This window comes from Bradyrhizobium sp. 155 (assembly GCF_023101105.1).
GTDB classification, from domain to species: domain Bacteria; phylum Pseudomonadota; class Alphaproteobacteria; order Rhizobiales; family Xanthobacteraceae; genus Bradyrhizobium; species Bradyrhizobium canariense_D.
The window spans coordinates 246,833-269,625 of the sequence record NZ_CP064705.1; the positions used below are offsets into that span (position 1 = coordinate 246,833).

Sequence of the window (22,793 nt, forward strand, 5' to 3'; positions counted from 1 at the left end):
GCAGCGCGTCCCTACCGACGGCATGTATACCGCCGCTCCCAACGCTATGCCTATTGGGAGCCGTTTCCGCTTTATTTGCCGCACGTTTTCCACCAGCGGGTCCACTGGTCGCGCGTCCGCTGGTTTGGCTTGTAGCGCTGGAACTCGAATCTCGGGAAGGTCGGCACCACGATCACCATTCAGGGAGAATGCGATCGAGAACGGCAAACAGACCCTGCAAAGTGCCGTGCTGCTGCTCGCCCGCTCGCCCGTCATTGCGACCAACAGCTGAGCGACTTCACGCTGCCGCAGGAGATTGTTGCCGAGCTCAAATCCCACGCAATCGAGGCGCCAGACATCTTGCGCAGCGAGATGGGCACTTATGGTGCACGAAGTGCTGCGCCCCAAGATCAGCGACGGGACGGATGTCGGTGTTCCCTCCTCTCGACCTAGGAGCGATATTCTCAGTGGTTTCCGTTCAAGCGCCGCAGTGCAAAGGCGCACGACGAGGCACGTAGCTGGACGGCAACTTGGCTAGGTGTGCTGCTGATGATGCTTCGTGGTTTCTCAATCCCGAGCTCGAGCCGCACGCTTCTGCACGCGGTGAGATTAAGCCAGTGCGGTAGCGCAATAGGTTAGGCACGAACGCGCGCCGCCGCGCGATCGCTGCAGGTATAGCCGAATTGCCAGGTACAAAGGTTCCGCGCGCCTGCACCTAGTTTGCCCACCGCCTTAGACGGACATTCGATTACGATGACGGTCCCCCGTTGGGATCGGATTGCGTAATGCGGTACAAAGCATTCGTGGTGGACAGCAGCCGGCAACTGATCTGCGTCGCGAAGCTCGACGGCATTGACGAGCAGGCGGCGAGGCGTCGAGCCGAGCAAATGCATGGCGAGCACGACGTTGAGCTTTGGGAAGGCGATCGATTTGTTGCCGTGTTCCGAGGTGCAACGACGAACGAAAATCGGGGTGGCCGCGCGATCCTGAATAGACGGCCGGTCTCGCTGCCGAGTTGACGTTCGAACATTGTGAGGCACGCCGGCCTGGCAGGTTGCCGACATGTCGCAGGGCCACAGTCGCTGAGGCTCGCTACTGCGCGATGAAGGCGCCAGTCTTCCGCCAAATAATGGCAGATGCGAGGATGAATCGCGCGAGTGAGCCAACGCAAGCCACCCTTCGGGCCCGGCGGGTCTCTAAGCGCCTCTTGCTCTGCTGCCCGCTTTGGTACGCCGTCTTCTGCCGATTGCTCGCGCTTCTACATGTCGGAGCTTACTTCGAAGCTTCTCCACCTCTCTAAGCCCCGCCAGAAGCGCTTGGAGTCGTTCATTCAGAACAGCACAAGTATAAATCTGACGCATACTGGACATGACCGGCCTCAAATTATGACTTGAACTAAGAAGTCGATATAAAGAGTAAGGACGAAAAACCGCTCGGCCGACCCCTCAGTGAGCCAAAGCCGCAGCCGCCAGATGCTCCCAGTACTCTGCCTCAGCGAGCAGCTTCCAGCTTCTCTCAGATTGGTGCGCGGCACTCTGCCGGCAAAGCAACGCCATTGCGCGAAAGCGGCGGGCAGCTTCCATTCCAACCTCCCATGTTTTCCCCAAGCATATTTTTCAATTTTGCGATGGAGTCATCATGATTATCGAAGATAACCAATTTGTCGTTTAGCGGCAGCCAGTATAGGTTCCGCAACGAAGCTGACCGGCACTGGTTTCAGTTTGGGTTTCACCTCAGTTTCGGATGCTACTTGCTAGGGCTTTGTTGCGTGCTAAAGCGCGCCCGGCATCATCGCGCGCGTGTCGAGGAGCCGCGAAACGCAACGCGACCATGCGAAGCTCGCGAGCAAGCAGCGCAATGTCAGAATCCGAACCGACCGGCCGCCAAGACTATCCTCTAATTCGTCCGTTCCTGAGAACCGAACCATATTGGCGATCAGCCCGGCGCAAATGCCGGCTTATTCGCCGCGCCTTGTCTCCGGGGCCACGTGCGCCGGCACCGAGCTTGTACTAATGACTGGATCGCGCCACGGGGGGCTCACTCCTCGAGCACGCTATCCCTTGAGCCCCGCGACGGTCTCGCGCCGCGGGAATTGCTGCTGATAGCGCGACTCGCGTTCGCGCGGAGCCGGGCGTTCGGACGGGTCCCGACCGATCTTAGCTTGGAGCTCGACAAGGTCGGTGAAGACGTCGGCTTGGCGGCGCAACTCATCGGCGGCTGGGTGGCCACGGTGGACACCACGGTAACCCGCACGCCCTGGCGCTGCACGGCCTCGACCAGCGAGCGGAAGTCGCCGTCACCGGAGAACAGAACCATCTGGTCGATATGCTCGGCGAGCTCCATAGCATCAACGGCAAGCTCGATGTCCATGTTGCCCTTGACCTTGCGGCGGCCGCCGGCGTCGATGAACTCCTTAGTCGGCTTGGTGACGACGCTGTAGCCGTTGTAGTCGAGCCAATCGATCAGCGGCCGGATCGAGGAGAATTCTTGGTCCTCGATAATGGCGGTGTAGTAGAACGCGCGTAGAAGCGTACCGCGACTACCTAGGGACCATTAGCCTTCAAAAAGATTAATTCGGTAGACCTCGCGGCTGGGTCAGCCTTCCGGTATTCTCGCCCTGCTCGCAATTTTGTGCAGCGCAATGGCTGGCCAACTCACCCGTGCCCACAATCCTTGAAGCACCGACAAGAAAGCGAGCCGCACACGCGCGGCCCTCCTCACTTGTTAGCCTTCTTCATCGTCATCATCAGCGACTCTGTCCTCGTGTTCGACCTCCTCGTCAACGTTGGCTTCTACTTCATTCTCATCCTTGAAATCGACCTCTAGGGGCGACCGATCGTCCTCTAATCCCGTTCAGCTTTCTTAAGAGTGGTTCAAGCCCCTCTGAACGGCTCCGTGTAGCCTCAGCCTGCTTTAAAGGCTGATCGGCGGCGCAGTTTCTTGATCCTTTTGTGCGGTCGGCTGTTTCGTTTGCAGCCTTGGCCTTCAGGTCGTACGGATCGCCAATGACGAGGAGTAAGGTCGAAGCCGTGGAAGGGCGGCTTGCTTTGGTGTCGGTCCCGGCAATCAGCTCCCTCTTCACTGCCGGGCCAAACGTACGCGACGTCCAGGCGCTCAAGGGCATTCGGCATGTCCAGTTCGATTGCGCCATGACTACTTCGGTCGCGGGCAGCGGCGCGGATCTCTTGGCGGCTGCAGCAATAGCACCTAGTCCGGCCACTCCAAGCAGGACCATCCTAATCACGTGGCGGCTCCATGGGACAGGATTGACCCACCTAGTTGCGTTCCCTAGACTACTTCTGACATGTTCACCGGGACGTGTAATGGCCAATTCTTCGGATCCCGCGCGACGACGTTGGTCTGATCTCGCGGTGCTCGGGCTGGTGCGCGCCGGCACCGCATCTCTCAGGCAATCATTTGCCGTCTTGCTCGCGCCGCTTGGAGATAACGCGCAAGCTGCCTTCGCCCGTCTTTTCGACAACGGCTACCATCCCAACGCATCCGAAGAACACACTCGCCGGCTGGAAGGAATCTCGGTTCGCAATCTTTCAGTTCGATATGGTGATAGATACGCGTTTGAGAGCTTGACTGGCAATTTTGCGCCCGCGAGCCTCACAGCTGTCGTCGGCCCAAACGGCGCCGGGAAGAGCTCGCTCCTGAAAGCGCTCGCCGGGATCCTTAGGCCTGCCGCCGGTGAGGTCACTTGCGCCGCTGTTGAGCGCCATCGTCTGGCGTATCTCCCGCAGCGGGACGAACTCGACCGCGGCTTTCCGATCACGGTCGCAGAACTCGTGGCGCTGGGCGATTGGCGCAATTTCGGTGCGCTCCGCAAGCCGCCCCGGCGCCTCGCGGCGAGCGTCTACGAAGCAATCGCGGCCGTCGGCCTCTCAAGCCTCGCAGATCAGCAAATCTCTGAACTTTCCGTTGGCCAGTTCCAGCGGGCTCTGTTTGCACGGCTGCTCCTGCAGGACGCCGACGTCATCTTGCTCGATGAGCCCTTCGCCTCGCTCGACGAGAACACGACCCAGGATCTGCTGCCTATCCTACAACGTTGGCGGACAGAAGGACGCACCGTCGTGGCGGTGCTGCATGATCTCGACCAGGTACGCCGATATTTCCCCTCGACCCTTCTGCTGGCGCGTTCGCCCATCGCATGGGGGGAAACCTCGGTTTCGCTTTCGGTCGACAATCTTGCGCGAGCAAAGCAAGCGCTAAATCCGCCAGAGAGCGCGCACATCGGATTGGTCGCGTGAGTGGACAGATCCTAGGCGTTTTGATCGATCCATTCGCGTCATTCGGATTCATGCGAATCGCACTCGTCGCGTGCTTCGCGCTCGCTTTGGCAAATGGGCCCATGGGTACACTTCTGCTCATGCGCCGCGAGAGCCTGGACGGAAACGTATTGTCGCATGCCGTCATGCCTGGCGCTGCGCTCGGCTTTCTTTACGCTGGCTATTCCCTGGCCGCTCTGACAATCGGGGGTCTGCTAACCGGGCTTGCGGTTGCGGCCCTCGCCGCACTTTCGGCAGGCTCGAGGTGGCAGCGCCAAGACTCAAACTTGATCGCCTTCTATCTGATATGTCTCTCATTCGGCGTCCTGATCGTCGCCGCACGCAGCAGCCAAGCCGACTTGGTGCACGTTCTTTTCGGCACGGTGCTTGCGGTCGACGTGAAGGCGTTGCTGCTAATGGCCAGCATCAGCAGCGCGACCATGCTCGTTGTGGCTGCGCTCTATCGACCCCTGGTGGTGGAATCCTTCGACCCCGCTTTCCTACGCGCTGTCGGGGGTGGCGGCGGCGCATTCCGCGCGATTTTCGTCACGCTCGTGGTTCTCAATCTCGTCGCCAGTTTCCAGGCCTTTGGCACGTTGCTTGCGATTGGCCCGATGCTGCTGCCCGCCGCCGCGGCGCGCTGCTGGACAAACAAAGTATTCCCGATGATTGTCCTTGCGACGGTCTTGGGAATGGCTGCGGCGCTTGTCGGGCTCCTCATTTCCTACTACGCGAATCTGCCCTCGGGGCCTGTCATTGTGATCAGCGCGGGAGTGATCTACGGCATGTCGCTGCTGGCGGCTGGCCGAACATGGCTTAAACCCGAGGGCCTTAGGAAAAAGCCATGAAAAGCGATCTTTCAATCCGCGCTCGGTTCCGCGTTGTTCTTGCCAGCGTTTCGATATTGCTCGGCGCCAGCACGGCCGGCGCGGAAGACAGGATCAAGGTAGTGGCGACATTCAGCGTGATCGGTGACATGGTCGCCAATGTTGCCGGCGATAAGGTCGATCTTGTCACCCTGGTCGGGCCGGCCGGCGACACCGAACTTTTCAAGCCGTCACTCGCCGACGGCAAAAATGTCGCCGAAGCCAAGATCGTCTTCATGAACGATCTCAATGACCAGTTCGAACCCTGGCTCGAGCCCCTGCTGAAACAGGTCAAGTTCAGCGGTGCCAAAATCATCGTCAGCAGGGGCGCGAAGACACATACTTCGACGGAGGAACGCGGACCGCGCAGCAAATTTGGGGAGGAAGAGATCGACCAGCACGCCTGGCTCGACCCGAAGAACGGTGTCATCTACGTCCGGAACATCGCAACCGCCCTGGCAAAAAGCGATCCAGGCAATGCCGCGGAATATCGTGCGCGCGCGGATGCCTACATCAAGGAATTGCAGGCTGTCGACGCCTGGGCGAAGGCCGAGATCGCCGCGTTGCCGGCCGCAAAGCGGCGTGTTCTGGCCTCGCACGATTCGTTGCAATATCTGGCGAAGGCCTACGGCATTACGCTGCTGTCCATCAATGGTTGGACCAACAACAGCGAGCCGTCCGCGGCTGAGCTGGCGCGACTCACCCGACAGATCCAGCAGGAGGGCATACACGCGCTGTTCCTCGACAGCATCACCGATCCGCGCGCCATGCAGCAAGTGGCCAAGGAGACCGGAGCCTCGATTGGCGGTACTCTCTACGGTGACGCCCTTTCCAAGCCAGGCGAGGAAGCCGACACTTATCTGAAGATGCTCCGTCATGATGTGACGGCGCTCAAAGCCGGCATGATGAAGAACTGACGGAAATGGATGTCCCCCAACGGTCGCCTTTCCGCGGAGCATTGCTTGCTAGCGCGCGTTCCCGCCTAGCGGTGGCAGGTGCGGTGGTCGTATCCCTTTGGATCGCGGTGTTATGGGCCAGTCTGTCAGAACCCACCCGCAAGGCTGAAGCGCCAACGACCTCTCAAGTAGTCAATGAGTTGCGGCTGGTCGTCGCCTCCGGACAGGCCGCGCCCGGTGGCGGCAGCTTCGATCGATTCGACGTCGGCTCGCAGCCGATCGTTGCGCCCGTCAACAGTCGAGGCCAAATTGCGTTTTACGCAAGCCTCGCGCGGGCGAAGGCGGCCGAGGGTATTTTCCTTGCAACCGCCTCGGGGATTACGAAGGCGGCGGCGGTGGGCGATGCGGTGCCGGGAGGTGGCGTGCTGTCCGAATTTGCGCGGCATCCACTTCCCGCGTTGAATGATGCCGGGAAGATTGCATTCGGTGCGAGTGTTGCCGGAGCGCGTGCCAACGAGGGGATTTTTCTGGTTGTGGAAGGCCGCCTTAAAGTGATTGCGCTGAGCGGGACGGACGCGCCGGGTGTGCGAAGCGGCACGTTTGCAGAATTCGATACGCCGGTGCTCAACAATCGCGATGAAATCGCTTTTGTGGGAACGGTCAGGCGAGGCCGGGAAACGCTGCAGGTCTTGTATCTGTATAGCGGGGGCGCATTGCGTAAGCTCGTGGCGAGCGGCGACGTAGCCCCGCGCGGCGGTACTTTTGATCGTTTCGGTCTACCGGCAATCAACAACAAGGGAGTGGTTGCCTTCCCCGCGGTCGTTGAGCACGGGGCGATTTTGGGCGGAATTTTTGTCGTCGGCGCCAGCGGTTTGAACGTTCTTGTGGGCGCGGGAGAGACCGCCCCCGGGGGCCAGATGCTGGTACGGTTTTCTGAGCGGGCTGCGATCGATGATGACGACAACGTAGCCTTCGTCGCCCATCTTGGCTCGAGCGCCGCATCCGAGGCGCTACTGGTTGCGAATGCAGGCGGTTTGACACAATTGGCGGTCACGGGCGAACCGGCGCCCGGCGGCGGTCGCTTTTCCGCCTTCGGCCCTTGGCCGAATTTCGGCCGAGACGGCACCATTGCGTTCGTGGCTGGCGTCGACGACGCGCCTGGTCCCCTCGGTATTTACATCGGAGGCGCCGGAGCCATTCGGCGGGTCGCCATGGTGGGAGACCGTCTTGCCAACGGTGCCTTCCTTCCCGCCCTCGCGCTCAATTCCGTCACCTCGGCAGGATCAGACGGCAGCTTGACATTCGCCACCATGACCAATCCGGAGCAGGGCCGCAATGGCATCTACTATTATGGACCGCCGGGGAGCTGAGGTCAGTTCATGTCAACCGGCGGATATTCGGCAAATACATTCTTCGCCGAAATCAGGACATGTTTGGTGAAAATCTGCGGCGGCACCTGCTCGCCTCGCAGCATCCGCAAGGCGATTGGAAGGATCTCGTAGCCATAGCGGTCGAAAAAATAGGCGACCGACCCCAGAATGACACTTCCGCGATTGGCGGGATCAATCTCCTTCTTTTCGCTGGCGCCGCCATGAATGCTGCGATCAGCACCCTGGCTAACGATGACGCAGTCGCTCATGCGCCCGGCCGTTTCGACCGCAGATTTGGCGGCGAGCGCCGAGGCATCGTCGAGCGCGGCAACAAGTATTTTGCGCCGGGTTTGAGTGGCTAGAAATTTAGCGAGCACGCTCCCGGCGCGAACCGAATGACCGGCACTATCCAATTGCACCGGCGAAAGGTCGGGCAGTTCCTGCCGCAACCCCTCCGTCAAACCCCGAACGCGCGCGGCGACGGCAGCGCCCGGATCGGAGACGTCGCCGAGGATTGCTGCGACCAGGGTCTGATCGGGCCAGGTCTCTTTGGCGAATTTGCCGAGGGCTTGGCCGGCGATCCGGCCTGCCGCGATATTATCGGCGGCATAGAGCGGCGCGCCTGGAATGGAATAATTCACTGCAAGGAAAGGAATGCCCGCCGCTTTCAGTTGGCGTCCGATTTCGGCATTTGCTTTCGCATCGGAATTATACTCGATCAGCAAGTCGACGTTTTTGGAGACGGCATCACGTGCGTTGACGACCGCCTTGTCGGCGTCGCCGCCATTGTCGTAGTAGATCACGTCCAAGGGCAAGCTTCGCGAGGCGAGCTCAAAGCTGCGGCGGATCTCCGCGCCGGTGAAGCCAAGACCATCGATCCGCGTGCCTGGCTCCTCGTTCAAATTAGCAAAGGCCACTCGGAAGCGTCGAGATTCCGCGTCGGCAGCGCGGTGAGCTGAAATTACAGCGAGGGTGGCCAACAAGAATCGACGGCGTCCCATCCGAAACGCCGTCATGGGACCTTGTTCGCTCCACCCTGCCCCAGGCACGCTACCGGATTGCATCGATGTTGACGAAGGTGCCGGTCGTGCCGACCGCCTTCGGCACGGTCATAGAGAGGAAGAAGGTCGCACGTTTGCTGCTCGCCGCCTCAGCGGCGATCAAATCCGTGCGAACGTTCTCGATGATGTGGATGCCATTATCCGTCAGCAGGATCGCGTGGACGGGAAAGGCTTCCATCGCATCCTCGCTAGGGATCACCTCAACCGCCCAGGTGTCGCTTCCGACCAACACCACCTTCTGATCGGCAAGCCATTGCGCAGCGGCTTTGCTAATTCCTGGCTCCGACTTATTGTAATTGGCGTTCTGCGCGGGGAATTGATTGAATAGGTCGCCCCAGCCGGTATGTAGAAAAACGGCATCTCCGTCACGCAGGGTGACGTTGTACATTTTCAAACCAGCCTGAATGTCGGCATCGGTGATCACCGTGCCGCCGTCGAGACATGGCATTCGGCATGCGGCATTGGTTTGCAGTTTTCCCGCGTCCTGGAACACCTTGACCATGTCAATGATCACGCCGCGCGTCGCAAAAGTCTTGAGGTTTTCAAGCCCCAGCTTCTTCAAGCCATTCTGGGTGACGAACTTACCCATCGGCGTCTGATTGTAGTAGCAATCCATGATGCCGATGTGGCCCATGCCGTCGATATGCGTACCGACATGGCTTTGACTGAGATAGGTGTCTTCCATATAGGTCAGTTTGTTTTTGCCGTATTCGGCACCGGGCACGAGCGAGGCGGTCGTCAGCATTGTCTTGGTGAAGCGGGTACCGAACAGAGGCACGCCGTCGACTAGATTGTAGGCCATGGGAACGACAGCGCCGGTTTGGATTTCCGCAGCCGCGGCCTTTGTCACAGCGGGAGTAATGCGATTGGTCGCTCCGATCTGATCGTCTGGACCGAACGGAGAAGGTTTTACCAGAGTCTTGCAATCGCTCTGAGCGTTAGCGATGCCAAAAGTGCCTAAGAGCGCCAATGCCGACAATGCGATGCCAATGATCACGCTGTACTTCATGGTCGCCTCCTTAAGATCTGCAGTTCAGCTGGACTGCTTGGAAGTGCACGATCATGGCAGCCCCAGCGCGCCGTTTCAATCTGCGCGTTCGTGACGGTCGGTAGGTGCCCAAAAGACCGGATGAGCCCTAGCTCCGTTGATTTCGGAGCCGGTGCGACAGCATCGCTGTCGCTTTACGGAGCCAGAACTGAGCGGAAGACGCGCGGGGTCGTATCGCCCCCGTACCGTTAACCGAGCAGGATCAGTTACGACCAGGTCAATGCCCGAGTTGTGTCATTCGAGTCGCTTTGACCACGAGATGACCGCGAGTTCCGCGCTACCCCGTGAGCGGACATTCTCAGGACGGGCGAGCAAGTCTCAAAGGGGCCTGCCGTCCGGTTCTCGCTGCCGCTGCAGGTTCACGAACCCAAGTGTCGAAGGGTGCTGGACGGATGCCGCGGCTCAGGCTGCGGTGATAGCAGCACACAGGCACCTCTTCGACCAACTTCCGCCGCCACTGCAGCGCCAACCGGCTCGACTCGAAAACCGCAAAACGGAGGTTGGCTCTCGGCCCATCGCGACTTATGACCTGCCGCCGCTTCACGAGCGAGGCCCATTGCCGCTCAACCATCTGCATGGAGCAGCAACACCCGCCGCCGCGAGGGATGACGATCGCCGGCCGCCAGCCCCTTTCGTCAAACGATCAGCAGCTCATGGACTTCCATCGCGAATTCGATTGCCATGAAATCGGGCGCAAGCTGGGTCGATGATGCGGAAAGACTTCGGTGGAACTAATGTCGCACCCTGGCAGATTGATCTGCTCGGCTCGCGTCGCCGCAACGTGCGGCGAGAAGCCTACGTTCAACGACCTTGTCGAGCTGCGAAGCCGGTCGATGTCGTTGGAGCAAAGGTTCGGTGTGGGCGCTTCGGTCATCAATGGAAACGGCGCGCCTGCCGATTTCAAGGATACTCCCAAGTAATCACGGTTCCCGATACCCGGGAGACACAGATCATAAACCTATGTTAACAACTTCGGCGCGTGATACGTGTGATTGCATAGTTCCTTTTGACACTAAAGGCCCCGCCAATGACGGGAATTGCCGCAGCCGATGTTATTGTCGAGTTGGACGCTACCATTGCGGGGAGCTCATCTGAGCGTTGTGTTCGGATGCTTCGGCGCATCGTGGAGCTGCTTGTCGCCGGGAACGCTCGGTTGCAAGAGCCGCATGTAGACTTGCTGGATGAGGTCCTTGTTCGCCTGATCGCCCGGACGGCCCCCTCCACACTTGTTGAGCTCAGTACAGCTCTTGCAGACCTGCGGGCGGCTCCGAAAAAGACCTTGCGGCGTCTTGCCTCATGCGAAGACGCCGCAATCGCGGTCCCCGTTCTGCGCCAATCTCCGGCCCTGTCGCCGAGGGATCTTATGGGCATCGCGGCGTCCAGCAGCGAGCGTCACCTCCTCGCCATTGCTGACAGGCGCGAGATCGAAATTGTGGTGACGGACGTGCTGCTGCAGCGCGGCAGCAGCAAGGTTTGTCTGGCGCTTATCGGAAATCCAGCGGCGCGATTCTCCGACACCGGCTATTCCATGTTGATCGGCAAGGCCGAGCAGGATGACGAGATCACCAAGGCTCTGGCCTTGAGGCCAGGCACACCGGACATGGTTGTCCGCGCGCTGCTATCGGCATCTCCACCACCAGCAGCCGGCACGAAGGCCGACGCGCGTCCGTGCGCTTTTTCAGGGGCAACCACGTCCTCCGAAATGCCGGTGACGGTGAAGCGCCTTTGCGAGACAGAATATGCTGCTGCGAGGCCGGAGATCGTATCGCTCAACCGCGCCGGCAAGCTGAACGACTCGACCGTTAATCGGTTCGTGATCCGGAGCGAGACCGCCAATCTGTACACCGCGCTGTCGGTGCTGTCCGGAGCACCCGTGGAGGTCGTCGAGCACGTAATGGCGGAGCCCGATTGCGAAGGCTTGGTGATGGCCTGTCGGGCGTCGCGTCTGAATTGGCAGACGACGCTGGCCATCCTCAACAGTCGCGGCCCGCGCCTTTCACTCAGCGGACGCGAACGAGCTCAGGAGCTGTTTGAAAAGCTTCATCTGTCGACCAGCCAATGGTCCGTTCGTTGGGGAGAAATCTCTGCGGGCGCGGATGATCGCACTGTGAAATCGAGAGCGAGCCGATGAAGTTCGACGGTCGCAAGGCCTCTCGGGTACGGATGGACCACAGGCAGGCCGTCAACCTGATGGGCTCCGACGGCACTTGGCGCCGAAGCTGCGTCCTGCTCGACGTCTCGGACACCGGCGCCAAGATCGAGGTCGAAGGATCGGTTGACGTCCTCAAGGCCAAGGAGTTCTTCATGCTGCTATCGTCCACGGGACTGGCCTATCGGCGCTGCGAGTTGGTCTGGATCGACGGAACCATCGCTGGGGTTCACTTCATCCAGGCAGATGGCAAGAAAGCCCCAAAAACGGCCGGCGACAGAGCCTCACCGAAACAGGCTTGAGCCGAGCAGCCTTGTCGAACTCTAATCTGATGCAATGATCGTGCAGAATCTGACGACAAGGCCCAATTCAGACCGGCACCCGACAAAAAGAGGTACAGTCATGTTGGTACATGTCCTGGCTGATACTTCCGATAAGCTCTTCGGGCTCTGCTCGGTCCTTGAAAGGCAGTTCACTGTCGCGGGCGAGCGGCTCGACGTCGAGGCAAAGCTACCGCATGCGCCTGCCGCCGTGGTCATCCGTGCCGATCTACGATCTGTCGAAAACATTGCCGCACTGAAAAGGAGAGCTTTGCGTCTCGCAAAGGCCGGGAAGCGCATCTTCCTCGTCGAGCAAACCTCCCACGTTTGCATCTCGCAGGCCTACGCGCTGGGCGCCACCCTCGTTTTGCCCGGCAAGATTGATCCGACCAAGCTCATGGGCGCGCTGTCTGATCCGGCCGGGAGCGAAGCCCGTTCGCCGTGCGACATCTCGCAGCCTGACGATGCGGTCGAGATCGGGGCCAACGCCATCGCATCGTTGTTCACTTTGGTCACACTCGGAGAGCGGATCGACGTCGACGGCACCAAGGAGGCCGGCCGCATGATCACCAACCGAATTTCCGAGCACGGGCTGTCCGAATGGCTGAAGACCGTGCGGCGCCATCACGAGGGAACCTATCAACACTGCCTGCTCGTGACCGGCATCGCGATAGATTTCGGCCTCAGTCTTGGCGTCCGCAAAAGCGATCTCGAACGGCTCTCTACCGCTGCCATGTTCCACGACATCGGCAAGGCCAGGATTCCCCTGGCTATTCTCGATAAGCCGGGACGGCTCGACAACAACGAGCGCGCGCTGGTCGAGACCCATCCGGCGGTGGGCTATGACGTGCTGAAGGAGCACGGCTCAATTTCTTCCGAAATACTCGATTGCGTCCGGCACCACCACGAATATCTCGACGGCAGCGGCTATCCCGACGGCCTCTGCGCCGAGAACATCACGGACATCGTTCGCATTCTTACCATCTCGGATATCTTTGCGGCGCTGATCGAGCACCGGCAGTACAAGCCGACGATGCCGCGCGAGGCGGCCTACGGCATTCTCTGCGGCATGAATGGAAAGCTGGAAAAGGCGCTCGTATCCTCGTTCAAAGACGTTGCGCTCACCAGATGATTTCGATGCGTTTCGCGGTGCGCCTCATCAGCTTCTCCCTCAAAATCGGGAGCGAATTATAGCAAACCGATAGTCTTTTCACTCCGTCAGGGGCAGTCGCTGATCTAGCGTGAGCATGCGACGAGGTCTGCTGTGGGGTTAAAATGCGGAGAGCTCAACCTGTGAGCAAATCAAGTCCGCCCTGTCGCACTGAGCGGGCATTCATGAGGCCGGACGCTACTTCGCAAAGAGCCATGTGTGGACGGCTCAGGGTTGGCAAGGAGAATCGTCACTTGCGGCGTTGGTCCCGTGCCGCCGCGTAGAGGCGGCCCATCACGCGCGCCGTCTCGAGGCCAAGCGGCCGTAGCCGATGAGGCGACGGACGACCGCACCATTCTTCTGCTCGACGAACGCCTGATCGTTCTTCTTGTACGCGCGCGAGCGTGTGACTTCGAGCTTCTTTTCGCGAGGCCATGGCACGACCGCATCGTTCATGAAGGCATGTCGTTGTCGAAGTCCACCCCGCGCAAGAACCAAGGCGCGCGCGCCGGAAGAGGCTCTGTGCCCGATTGATCGCCTCGACGACGAGCGAACCTTCCCGCGTCACCAACGGCAGACACTCCGTCCAGCCCGTGGCGACATCGACCGTCGTCAGGGACTGGATGAACGAGTCAGCCACCGACGCGCCGCCATGAGCGACCATGTCAACCTAGCAGAACCCGGGCGGCGGACTGTTCCGGTCATTGAAGTGCGGATCGGGATCTCGCGCCGGATTGCCGAATACAACTCGGCACGGCGCCGCCTGCCGCCGCTCGCCGCGATCTTCACGTCGGCGAGCAGGCGGTCGATGGTTGCGGCGCTGATGACCAGAACAGTGGAGGACGCAACCCTTCTCCGCCCGTTTGGCCGACCGGTAACGCTCCACCACCGTCGACAACACCTCGCGCCCCGCGCCCATGCTGATCTTTCTCGCCATAGAGGCCACGAACCAGTTTGGTGGCGCTGCTGCAGTCGTCAGCGGAAATTGTCCAGTAACATTCTGCGTGAGGCAATGCGGGTCGAAAGTTCGGCGCTTACTTACATCCGGGTTTGCGGCCATGGACGCGGCCGCTCGCTCGGCCGCGTCCAGATACGGCGCGCGGCGCCGCCCTCACCGGTCATGATCGCCGCCCGAAAAGCTTGATGGAGCGACCACCGCTCAAAGAACGAGGGACGACTGTGGCTGCACCGCGCAAGGGTTGATGGGGCTGCCCGACTAACAAGCAAAAAGGACAGGACCGCGCTCTTATCGCTTGCCAAGGAGGTTTGATATCTTATCGGGCCTAAAACTTTTGATCGATATTGTTTAAGACGCTGCAAATTTAACCGTGCACCGGTGGGGATTTTTATTGATGCAAAGCGATTTAGGGCGCGCCGAGCGTAACGCGGCGAGTGCCGCTGAGATAGAAGAGTTCGCCGCCGAGCCTCTAGCGACCGGCAGCCCCATAGCTGCAAACGATAACAATGAGGACGGGCCCTGGCTGCTCGCTCCATTTTCCTGACGATTGGTACGCGACGTGTTGAAACATGGTCCAAGATAGGGGCCTAGTGCCTTGGCGCGGGTCGCGTCGCGCTCGATCGTCCGCTCCGGCTTGACGGCCTTGGCGGCTGTGTCGGCTGTGAAAGAAGCATCCGGCAACTTGGCGGTCGCTTAACTTTCGACCCTGCTTCGTCGCCGAAGCCCGCCCGCCGACAGCCCTCGGCGGTTCATGCACGGCTTCATAAGCCGCCTTTCGCTTCGCGATCAGCCTCGCCCGTTGCGCCGACGTCAGGTCGCGGCGGATTAGGCTTTCGTCCGTCTAGGCCAGCAGACGACCGCTGACCAACAAGAAGGTACAATGAAAGTTGCGAGAGCAGGAACACTATTAACCGAGGCGAGCCCCGGAAGCGCGCGCACGTCGTCTTTTGCGAGAATGGTTATCTCCGGAACAGCGCGCGCAATTTGATGTCAATGGTTTTTTTTGAAGTCACTGGCTCTCATACCGGGCGGCGATACCGAATTCATCTGGGCACCGTGACTAATGTTTTGGAGCTGGATGAAAAACTGGAGCCTAAGACGGGGTGCTGCTTCCTTCCCGAACGGGCCCTGGCAATTGGCGATGTGATGCTCGCCCAGAAGATCGCGCTCGAAACTGACGAAGCCGCAGTTCTCGCGATCGCGAAGTCGTTTTCTCCGAGACTGCCGTCTGTGCCCCGAGCGGTGCGCCGCGCTCACTAGAGCTGATCACGGGCGGGGCCGCCGCTTGTGACGGCGGCAGCCCCTTGCCGCGAACACGCCAGTACGCGAGACGAGGACGACTTCGCGACTGCATCGAGCATCGGCGCCGCTGGCGCCACGCGCAAGAACGTCTGTGCGTTAATGTTAATTGGACCACTTGACGGTGCCTGATGGCGTGAGGGATTGGTTCCGCGCGACGAGCTCTTCAACAGTTTGCACAGTCCGCGCTAATTTGGACGGCAAGTGCTGCGCGTGTGCCGCATCCGTCGGCTCAGATATAAATGCAGTCTTTACGAGAAAGCTGTTCAATCCCGATGTGACCAGAAGATGTGTCAGAGTGTTGCGAGCGCAAGTGCGTGATCTGTCGTCGCATCTCAACTAGATCGAAGCGATCATCGTCGAACTTGTTCGGCAAATGAAGCTCGTCCGTGCGGCGGATAAACTAAGCCGCCGCGCCGAGTATCTTGGCGCGACGACTCGACGACCTAGCCATGGTGAACCCGGATGGAGCAACGTCCGGTGGCTCAAGGTAACCAGCCGAAGGCTCGCCGTAATCTAAGGGTCAACTTAAGCTGATGTCCAGACGGAAAGGTATTTCGGCAACCGAGAAAACGTACCGGAAGGTGCTGAGCCGGTGAATGCGTAGGAAGGAGAGGCCAATGTCGGAATTCCTTGACTCAGCAACAGCTGCGAAGGTGTACACTTCGCCGCTTCTCACACACTCGTTTTCAAGCTGCTGAGCGTATAAATTGCGGTCGCGAGGAGATGCTTGCTGTGAGCTCAGTTGTCCACAGCCACTCCTAACGGGAGGCATTAGGATTGCACAACGGGCAGCATCCGTAGGCCCCGTTCACCAACCTGATGAGCCACCTGAATCACTCCATGGCCTTTTGGCCACAATAGGCAGTGGCGCTCATGCACAGCGCGCCACTACGAATCGACGATTTGCAATGTACTTGCTAGCTTTGATAGCGGATGCGCGCTCAACGTCTAACCGTCCGGGTGGGCACCGACGTTATCAGGTTCGCATGAACCCTTCGCACTCGCCTTCTGCCCACGTGAGTGTTTTCTCCAGTGGCTCGCCCTGCGAGTAGCGCAGCGCCATCTTGGTCATCGTCGCGCGCGTGTAGATCTGCTGCGCGACCTTCGGCGGGGCCGGCCACCCCGCAATGGATAGGTTTTGATGATTGAACGGGTTAGCATAGTGATAGAGCGTACCCTTCGGTGGCTCCGCTTTCGCCCATACGGGCATCGTCGTCAGCTTTTCATAGGCCGGCAGGTCATAACGGGCGCTGGCGACCACAAGCTTCTCGGTCGATGACGGCTGCGACAAATGCGCAAGCAGGCTCTTTGCTGCTTTCTTGTTCTTGGAGAAAGCCCAGATTGTCCAGAACGCGGGAAGATACGGCGCGAAGCGCCCCTTAGGCCCAGCCGGGAACCCGTAGGTCCACAATTGTTCGGCGAGTCGCGGAGCGTCGCGCTTCGCAACTGCCCACGCGCTCGGCGGATTGAAAATTAGGGCGGCTTTTCCGGCTATCAGCAGTTTGTTGTTCGATGCATCGTCCCATGCGCCCACATCTGGCGGCAAGAAAGCCAACAACCTCCTATAGAATTCTAGTGCCTGCCGTACTTCATCGGTTTTGACCGTGAGATTACCATCGGCATCAACAAGATGAGCGCCGAATGACTGGAAGATAGCTCCGGCGGTACACACGCTATCGTTGGTATCGCCGAGTCCAATCCCGAACGGGAAACCCGCCTTGTGACAGGCTTCAGCTGCCTTCAGGAACGTATCCATGGTCCAATGTTCGGCTTTCGGCGGCAACCCCGCTGGATACATCGCCTGCACATCGATCTTGGCATGCTCCTTCATCAGGTCGATGCGGGAGCACGGGGGCTGGATTTGGCTGCCCTGGCAAGCGGGAACCCCGATCCATCTACCGTTAGCTCGAGCAAGATAGTTGACGGTTTCATTCACGCTGCCATTCTGTTTGAGAACGGGCTCCATCACATCGTCAACTGGCTCAAGCAACTCGGCGAAACTGTGGGGCTGCCAGGTCGCCTGACGCAATACGTCGTGACCGGTCTTCGCTTGTGCTTCGGCTTGGCCGGTCAGGAGAAGCTTGTTGCCTTGGCTCGTGATGTAATCAATCTGAACCTCAACGCGTTCCCGCTCGGCCCATTCAGTAACAAGATCCGTCGCGCCCTTGTTCGCTCCGGGAACCCAGTGATCCCAGAAGCCTATGGTTAGCTTGCCGGCCGCATAGGCCCCGCGCACATACGGCGCAGTGACAAGTGCCGTAGATGTCGCAGCTATGAATTCTCGTCGTGACAGTTTGGACATTTGCTTCTCCTGCTTGGCGCCTTTGTCCTCTTCGGTCACGCCGTGCTGAAGAGTGCGGGCTGGAAGCCTGGTCGGTTGCCGGTTAGCGACGAGAGCGTAATCGCGGTGATGGAATTGAATGCCTAAAGCGGCGTTGGGACAAGCAATCTAAAGCGGCAGTCGCACTGCCTTAGTCTCTTGCAACAGTCAATCGCCGCAATAGGTGCTCCTGGCCGCTTCCTTGATGATTGTGGCGGGCGTTTCCGGATCATTGACCTCAATCGCCCTTCTTCAACCCGAACCACTCGGCTCAACCAGTCAGCTCCTTGACGGACATTTGCGTTCGCTCATGTCCTCGCACCCGACGGACGTTAGTTCCTCCGATCAACATACCTTCAAGCCATGGTTCAACGGCCGGATCACGCAAGGCCCCCAGGTTGTAGATCTGGTCGGCCAGGGTTTTCGAGTTGCTCGGGGGGCGAATAGACGTCATATCCGGCACACCCTTACCGACGCTGGTGTATCGCAGACGCCAACACCTCATCAGCTTGACTAAGACCCTGCACGATGGGGCGCCCGAGAACGGCGCGATTCGACAGAAGGGCGGATACAGCATCGTCAGCTGGACGGACGACAAACGTTCATTCGACGCAATATCAGATCTGAACGTCGCTGGGCTGACGAGCTTCGCGGAATCCTTTCGAGAGATTCGTTGAGCGAGTTCTTGCTGTGACAGAGCGTTTAATTTGCATGGGCTCATCTTTGAAAGTAGCACATTGCGGCTGACCGTTAATTCCGTTGTCGCCCTACTTTCGCACCGCACTAGGCTTAGGCCGCCGATCTGCGTCAGGTTGCGGGACAGCACCGTCGGGGTGACGTTCAGGTATCGTTCGCTGAACGATGTCGTGAGGAGCGACACGATCGACATCGCTACAGGTGCAAGGTCGATCTTGAGCGTTCCCGCACAGTTCGTCACTAGCCGCGTCGCCTGCGGTGTGAACAAGCCGATCATGGTCAGCTAGCGCCTGTCGCGCCCATGCGAAGAATGTTTTCGTCCTTGGCCGAAAAGCCATGGACGCCCGATTGGTGCCGAAGCACGATCGCAACACCAAATCGCTTCTCAATCTGCTGGACTGCCTGAGACAGCGCCGGCTGGCTGATCAGCAATGCCTTTGCCGCCCGGCCAAAATGCCGTTCTCGCGCCAAAACGAGGAGATAGTGCAAATGCTTGATTTGAAGGTTGTCTTCAACCCATGTCGCCCCTAAGTAGCTCGATTCCTACAAGGTGGCTGAACTAGTCGCAACTCCAACGAACGAAGCCTCGGCCTGAATAGCAGGCGGAGATCTCATCCGATCACTCGATTGATCACCAAACGCGCAAGTTGGGGGATCCTACTGTCACGCTCGACCTTCTCCGCCCGCGCGGTCGTCGATGTAGCGCCGAAGCGCCGCGGCGGCGTTCAACATGTGCGCGCGCATTCGGCGAGCGGCCGTATCGCCATCGCCCTCCGCAATCGCCTGCATGATAGAATCATGCTCGTCCCGGGACTTGCGGATACGATCGCCCTGCCGCAATTGCGTGCGGCGGAAGGCGCTGAGACGCGCACGGACCTCCTGCGCCTGCTCGGCCATGAACGCGTTGTGCGTTGCGCTATAGATGCCTTCGTGGAACAGCCGGTTAAACGCATCGTAGGCATCCACGTCGTTGGCGTCGACCATTGCCAGCGAGCTGTCGTGGAGCTCGATCAGATCGCTGCGCTCCAGCGGTGTCATGCGATAGGTCGCGAGCCTGACGCACATGGCTTCCACCTCTGCGCTGGTTTCAAACATGTCCATGATGCGTTCGGGTGTCATCCGTGCCACGACGAGCCCGCGACGGCCCCGCACCTCGACGAGCCCGCTGACGACAAGCTGCCGGAGGGCTTCCCGCACCGGCGTGCGGGAAGCCCCAAAGCGATCGGCAAGCTGCTGCTCTTCCAGCGCCGAACCGGCAGCCAGCGCACCGGAGGCAATCTCGTCGGTCAGCGCATTACGGACGCGATCGGAGAGAAGGCCGCCATCTTCTTCTGCCTCAGCCGCAACTTTAAACAGACCTGCCATTCAGCTTCCTATGATTGCGCGCACCGTGAAGTAGAGAATGGACGGTGCGACGAGGCATCCCAACCCGGTATGAAACGTTGCTGTTAATGCGCCGTAAGGCACCAGACGCCGATCTGTTGCCGCCAGGCCTCCGGAAACGCCGCTGACCGTACCCATCAAGCCGCCAAACACCATTGCGCTGCGCGGATTATTTAGGCCGATCATCTTCGCAACAAAGGGCGTACCGATCATCACGATCACCGCCTTGAATACACCGGTCGCGATCGACAGCGCAATAACCGGCGAGGAGGCGCCAATCGCCGCTCCCGTGACCGGCCCGACGATGTAGGTGACCGCGCCGGCGCCGATCGTCGTCAGCGATTCGGCGTCAGTGTAGCCAAAGGCTGCGGCGACGAGAACGCCCAGAATGAACGGAACGACCGTCCCCAATCCGAGCGCGACCGCACCGATCAGTCCGGCCTTGCGCGCATGGACGACGTCGACCTCGAAGGCGGTGGCGACGATGGCGAAATCCCGCAGCATCGCGCCTCCCATCAGTCCGATCCCGGTTAGCGCCGGCAGGTCGGCGAGGCCCTTTTCACCGCCGGTGGCGAGGCCTCCGAAAAACGCGAGCAAAAGCCCGAGCATGATCGCGATCGCCGAGGCGTGAATGCGCCCGAAGGTGAGATATTTCGAGATCGCTCCGGAGATCCACATCAGGATGCCCACCGCGGCGAACGCCGTGATCAGCGAGTTTGCGGCAAGAACGTGGGATATCATGGTCATCCGATCCTCCCGGACTTGAAGTGGGGCACATTCGCCTCGATCGCCTCGCGCGCCTCGATCTCGTCCATCGTCTCGACACGGCCGCTGAGTCGAGTGATCAAAGCGACCTGGGCGAAACACACCGCCACCGCGCCGATCCCCGCAATGACAACGATGGGACCGCCTTTTGCCGCAGCGACGACGTTCTGCTGCGCGGCCATGGCGACCACGATGGGAATATAGAAGCTGCCCCAGAACTCGACGCCTGTCTTCAGCCCGTGGCTGAGGAGACCGTGCCGTAGCAGCCATAGCCGGGCGGCGATCAAGAACATCATCGCAATGCCGACGCCGCCGACATTGGCCTTCACACCGAGGACGACGCCGAGCAGGTCGCCGAGCAGGACCCCGAGCAGCGTGCAGATCGCGAGCAGAGCTACGCCGGAAATGGTCACGGGCGCCTCCCGGCTGTGAGCGGGGCGCTGACCCCCAGAGATCGAAGCTGTGTATGCACTCGCATCGAAAGTTCCCTCCTGTGTATGCCATTGTCTCCTGCTTTGCACCGTGCGTATACATTAATTGACATCGGAAGGCAATACGCATACACTCTGACTCGTGGAAGCCAACCTCGCATGCCAAGGAGCCGAAATGAGTAGTTGGGGTATGCAAAGGGCCGCCCTGGGAGAGCGCTTGGCGGCCGGCCGAAAGCACGCGAAGGGAAAGGTCGTCCCGATCCCGAGCCTGCCCGCATTTTTGAATGCGGTGATCCGGTCAGGAGACCGGGTGTGCCTGGAGGGTGACAATCAGAAGCAAGCTGACATCCTCGCCTCAGCGCTCGCGAACCTTGACCCCGAAGACGTCCGTGACCTCCACATGGTCCAGTCCGGGGTGGTCCTCCCATCCCACCTCGACATCTTCGACAAGGGCATCGCGCGGCGGCTCGACTTCTCCTATTCAGGCCCGCAGTCGGCGCGGATCGCGCGGATGCTATTCGGGGGAAAGATCGAGCTCGGTGCCGTCCATACCTATCTCGAGTTGTTCGCCCGCTACTTCATCGATCTGACGCCGAACGTCGCCTTAATCGCGGCCGTCAGCGCCGACAGGGACGGCAACCTCTATACGGGGCCAAATACCGAGGACACTCCGACCGTCGTCGAGGCGACGAGCTACAAGAACGGCCTCGTCGTGGCGCAGGTCACGGACATCGTCGACAAGGTGCCCCGCGTCGACATTCCCGGCGACCTCGTGCATTTCGTGGTCGAAGCCGGCCGTCCCTTCTATGTCGAGCCGCTCTTCACCCGTGATCCCGCGGCCATCACCGAGACCCAGATCCTGACGGCGATGCTCGCCATCAAGGGCATCTATGCGCCCTACCGCGTGCGCCGGCTCAATCACGGCATCGGCTTCAACACCGCCGCAATCGAGCTCTTGCTGCCAACTTACGGCGAGAAGCTCGGCCTCAAGGGCAAGGTCTGCACCCATTTCGCGCTCAACCCGCATCCCACGATGATTCCGGCGATCGAATCCGGCTGGGTCGAGCAGATCCACTGCTTCGGATCGGAGGTCGGCATGGAGGATTATGTTGCGGCGCGCTCCGATATCTTCTTCACGGGTCCCGACGGCTCGCTGCGATCCAACCGCGCCTTCTGCCAGACGGCGGGCCTCTATGCCTGCGACATGTTCATCGGATCGACGTTGCAGATCGACCTCGAAGGCCACAGCTCGACGGTGACGACGAGCCGCATCGCGGGATTCGGCGGCGCGCCCAACATGGGCTCCGATCCGCGCGGGCGCCGTCACCCGAGCGAACCCTGGCTCAAAGCGGGTGCCGAGGCCGACCCCGCCTCCAATGCTGCCCTGCGCCGAGGCCGCAAGCTCGTGGTGCAGATCGGTGAGACATTCGGTGACGGCAATGTCCCGCTCTTCGTCGAGCAACTCGATGCGCTAGAGCTGGCGCGCAAGCTCGACCTCGACCTAGCCCCGGTGATGGTCTACTCCGATGACGTTACCCACATCGTCACCGAGGAAGGCATCGCCAACCTGCTGATGTGCCGCAGCAAGGACGAGCGCGAGCAGGCGATCCGCGGCGTTGCCGGCTACACCGACATCGGGCGCGCGCGCGATGCAAAGCTCGTGGAGCAGCTCCGGCAACGCGGCGTGATCCGCCGTCCCGAGGATCTCGGCATCGATCCGCTTGACGCCGACCGGCGCCTGCTGGCGGCCCGCTCGATCAAGGACCTCATGCTGGCTTCCGGCGGTCTCTACCGCCCGCCCAGCCGCTTCCGCAACTGGTGAGGAGTT

The 22,793-nt window shown here is 60.2% G+C and carries 19 protein-coding genes and 1 pseudogene; 10 read left to right on the plus strand and 10 right to left on the minus strand.

What is annotated here, in order from left to right; all coding sequences use genetic code 11:
- The first annotated feature begins 782 nt into the window (after nt 1-782).
- Complete coding sequence (locus IVA93_RS38630; protein ID WP_247367295.1) at nt 783-998, plus strand: hypothetical protein; 216 nt, start codon at nt 783-785, stop codon at nt 996-998.
- Nucleotides 999-2,032: 1,034 nt separating this feature from the next.
- Here the strand turns inward: IVA93_RS38630 and IVA93_RS38635 are convergent.
- Nucleotides 2,033-2,520: pseudogene (locus IVA93_RS38635) on the minus strand (LabA-like NYN domain-containing protein); the annotation flags it as partial.
- Nucleotides 2,521-3,500: 980 nt separating this feature from the next.
- Here IVA93_RS38635 and IVA93_RS38640 point away from each other — a divergent pair.
- The 4 genes from IVA93_RS38640 (at nt 3,501) to IVA93_RS38655 (ending at nt 7,382) form a co-directional block, all read left to right on the plus strand.
- Entirely contained in the window at nt 3,501-4,232 is a 732-nt protein-coding gene (locus tag IVA93_RS38640; RefSeq protein WP_524536890.1) for a metal ABC transporter ATP-binding protein, read from the plus strand.
- Nucleotides 4,233-4,282: 50 nt separating this feature from the next.
- Entirely contained in the window at nt 4,283-5,098 is an 816-nt protein-coding gene (locus IVA93_RS38645) for a metal ABC transporter permease (RefSeq protein ID WP_247367300.1), read from the plus strand.
- Nucleotides 5,095-6,033: a metal ABC transporter solute-binding protein, Zn/Mn family gene (locus IVA93_RS38650; protein WP_247367289.1), complete on the plus strand. Its 939-nt coding sequence runs from the start codon at nt 5,095-5,097 to the stop codon at nt 6,031-6,033. The genes IVA93_RS38645 and IVA93_RS38650 overlap by 4 nt, the downstream gene beginning before the upstream one ends.
- 83 nt (nt 6,034-6,116) lie before the next feature.
- Complete coding sequence (locus IVA93_RS38655; RefSeq protein ID WP_247789960.1) at nt 6,117-7,382, plus strand: DUF7453 family protein; 1,266 nt, start codon at nt 6,117-6,119, stop codon at nt 7,380-7,382.
- Between the two features lie 2 nt (nt 7,383-7,384).
- On the opposite strand, the gene IVA93_RS38660 is transcribed toward IVA93_RS38655, so the two are convergent.
- Together IVA93_RS38660 and IVA93_RS38665 are read right to left on the minus strand one after the other, a co-directional pair.
- Nucleotides 7,385-8,398: a sugar ABC transporter substrate-binding protein gene (locus IVA93_RS38660; protein WP_247478116.1), complete on the minus strand. Its 1,014-nt coding sequence runs from the start codon at nt 8,396-8,398 to the stop codon at nt 7,385-7,387.
- A gap of 34 nt (nt 8,399-8,432) precedes the next feature.
- Nucleotides 8,433-9,452, minus strand: a complete 1,020-nt coding sequence (locus IVA93_RS38665; RefSeq protein WP_247367280.1) for a cyclase family protein — start codon at nt 9,450-9,452, stop codon at nt 8,433-8,435.
- A 1,066-nt stretch (nt 9,453-10,518) separates the two neighbouring features.
- On the opposite strand from IVA93_RS38665, the gene IVA93_RS38670 reads away from it, so the two are divergent.
- From IVA93_RS38670 to IVA93_RS38680, 3 genes are all read left to right on the plus strand, one after another.
- Complete coding sequence (locus IVA93_RS38670) at nt 10,519-11,622, plus strand: DUF2336 domain-containing protein (RefSeq protein WP_247367277.1); 1,104 nt, start codon at nt 10,519-10,521, stop codon at nt 11,620-11,622.
- On the plus strand, nt 11,619-11,942 hold the full coding sequence (locus tag IVA93_RS38675; protein WP_247367273.1) for a PilZ domain-containing protein: 324 nt from the start codon (nt 11,619-11,621) through the stop codon (nt 11,940-11,942). The genes IVA93_RS38670 and IVA93_RS38675 overlap by 4 nt, the downstream gene beginning before the upstream one ends.
- A 100-nt stretch (nt 11,943-12,042) precedes the next feature.
- Entirely contained in the window at nt 12,043-13,092 is a 1,050-nt protein-coding gene (locus IVA93_RS38680; RefSeq protein WP_247547376.1) for an HD-GYP domain-containing protein, read from the plus strand.
- 312 nt (nt 13,093-13,404) lie between these two features.
- Here IVA93_RS38680 and IVA93_RS38685 read toward each other — a convergent pair whose 3' ends face one another.
- The gene (locus IVA93_RS38685) at nt 13,405-13,566 is read right to left on the minus strand and encodes a hypothetical protein (RefSeq protein ID WP_247367264.1); all 162 of its coding nucleotides are present in this window, start codon (nt 13,564-13,566) and stop codon (nt 13,405-13,407) included.
- 1,489 nt (nt 13,567-15,055) lie between these two features.
- On the opposite strand from IVA93_RS38685, the gene IVA93_RS38690 reads away from it, so the two are divergent.
- Nucleotides 15,056-15,328, plus strand: coding sequence for a hypothetical protein (locus tag IVA93_RS38690; protein ID WP_502917292.1), 273 nt, complete (start codon nt 15,056-15,058; stop codon nt 15,326-15,328).
- Nucleotides 15,329-16,346: 1,018 nt separating this feature from the next.
- On the opposite strand, the gene IVA93_RS38695 is transcribed toward IVA93_RS38690, so the two are convergent.
- The 6 genes from IVA93_RS38695 to madL form a co-directional block, all read right to left on the minus strand.
- Nucleotides 16,347-17,672, minus strand: a complete 1,326-nt coding sequence (locus tag IVA93_RS38695) for an ABC transporter substrate-binding protein (protein ID WP_247789961.1) — start codon at nt 17,670-17,672, stop codon at nt 16,347-16,349.
- A 289-nt stretch (nt 17,673-17,961) separates the two neighbouring features.
- Complete coding sequence (locus IVA93_RS38700; RefSeq protein WP_247777616.1) at nt 17,962-18,663, minus strand: hypothetical protein; 702 nt, start codon at nt 18,661-18,663, stop codon at nt 17,962-17,964.
- A 2-nt stretch (nt 18,664-18,665) separates the two neighbouring features.
- On the minus strand, nt 18,666-18,875 hold the full coding sequence (locus tag IVA93_RS41455; protein ID WP_524536877.1) for a LysR family transcriptional regulator: 210 nt from the start codon (nt 18,873-18,875) through the stop codon (nt 18,666-18,668).
- Between the two features lie 174 nt (nt 18,876-19,049).
- Nucleotides 19,050-19,751 carry a GntR family transcriptional regulator gene (locus IVA93_RS38710; RefSeq protein ID WP_247369423.1) on the minus strand — a complete coding sequence of 234 codons (702 nt, stop codon included), beginning with the start codon at nt 19,749-19,751 and terminating at the stop codon, nt 19,050-19,052.
- Complete coding sequence (gene madM, locus IVA93_RS38715) at nt 19,752-20,516, minus strand: malonate transporter subunit MadM (protein ID WP_247298855.1); 765 nt, start codon at nt 20,514-20,516, stop codon at nt 19,752-19,754.
- Complete coding sequence (gene madL, locus IVA93_RS38720; protein ID WP_247478108.1) at nt 20,513-20,947, minus strand: malonate transporter subunit MadL; 435 nt, start codon at nt 20,945-20,947, stop codon at nt 20,513-20,515. Before madL ends, madM begins: the two co-directional genes overlap by 4 nt.
- A gap of 193 nt (nt 20,948-21,140) precedes the next feature.
- Between madL and mdcA the strand changes: the two genes are divergently transcribed.
- Nucleotides 21,141-22,787, plus strand: coding sequence for a malonate decarboxylase subunit alpha (gene mdcA / locus IVA93_RS38725; protein ID WP_247369429.1), 1,647 nt, complete (start codon nt 21,141-21,143; stop codon nt 22,785-22,787).
- Nucleotides 22,788-22,793: the final 6 nt, after the last annotated feature.

Excerpts from the sequence above, each read along its gene's own strand:
- IVA93_RS38710 (WP_247369423.1), bottom strand. The coding sequence starts at position 19,751 with ATGGCAGGTCTGTTTAAAGTTGCGGCTGAGGCAGAAGAAGATGGCGGC.
- madM (WP_247298855.1), bottom strand. The coding sequence starts at position 20,516 with ATGACCATGATATCCCACGTTCTTGCCGCAAACTCGCTGATCACGGCG.
- IVA93_RS38645 (WP_247367300.1), top strand. The coding sequence starts at position 4,283 with ATGCGAATCGCACTCGTCGCGTGCTTCGCGCTCGCTTTGGCAAATGGG.
- IVA93_RS38690 (WP_502917292.1), top strand. The coding sequence starts at position 15,056 with ATGTCAATGGTTTTTTTTGAAGTCACTGGCTCTCATACCGGGCGGCGA.
- IVA93_RS38675 (WP_247367273.1), top strand. The coding sequence starts at position 11,619 with ATGAAGTTCGACGGTCGCAAGGCCTCTCGGGTACGGATGGACCACAGG.
- IVA93_RS38695 (WP_247789961.1), bottom strand. The coding sequence starts at position 17,672 with ATGTCCAAACTGTCACGACGAGAATTCATAGCTGCGACATCTACGGCA.
- IVA93_RS38680 (WP_247547376.1), top strand. The coding sequence starts at position 12,043 with ATGTTGGTACATGTCCTGGCTGATACTTCCGATAAGCTCTTCGGGCTC.
- mdcA (WP_247369429.1), top strand. The coding sequence starts at position 21,141 with ATGAGTAGTTGGGGTATGCAAAGGGCCGCCCTGGGAGAGCGCTTGGCG.
- IVA93_RS38660 (WP_247478116.1), bottom strand. The coding sequence starts at position 8,398 with ATGACGGCGTTTCGGATGGGACGCCGTCGATTCTTGTTGGCCACCCTC.
- IVA93_RS38650 (WP_247367289.1), top strand. The coding sequence starts at position 5,095 with ATGAAAAGCGATCTTTCAATCCGCGCTCGGTTCCGCGTTGTTCTTGCC.
- IVA93_RS38665 (WP_247367280.1), bottom strand. The coding sequence starts at position 9,452 with ATGAAGTACAGCGTGATCATTGGCATCGCATTGTCGGCATTGGCGCTC.
- IVA93_RS38670 (WP_247367277.1), top strand. The coding sequence starts at position 10,519 with ATGACGGGAATTGCCGCAGCCGATGTTATTGTCGAGTTGGACGCTACC.
- IVA93_RS38685 (WP_247367264.1), bottom strand. The coding sequence starts at position 13,566 with ATGAACGATGCGGTCGTGCCATGGCCTCGCGAAAAGAAGCTCGAAGTC.
- IVA93_RS38700 (WP_247777616.1), bottom strand. The coding sequence starts at position 18,663 with ATGATCGGCTTGTTCACACCGCAGGCGACGCGGCTAGTGACGAACTGT.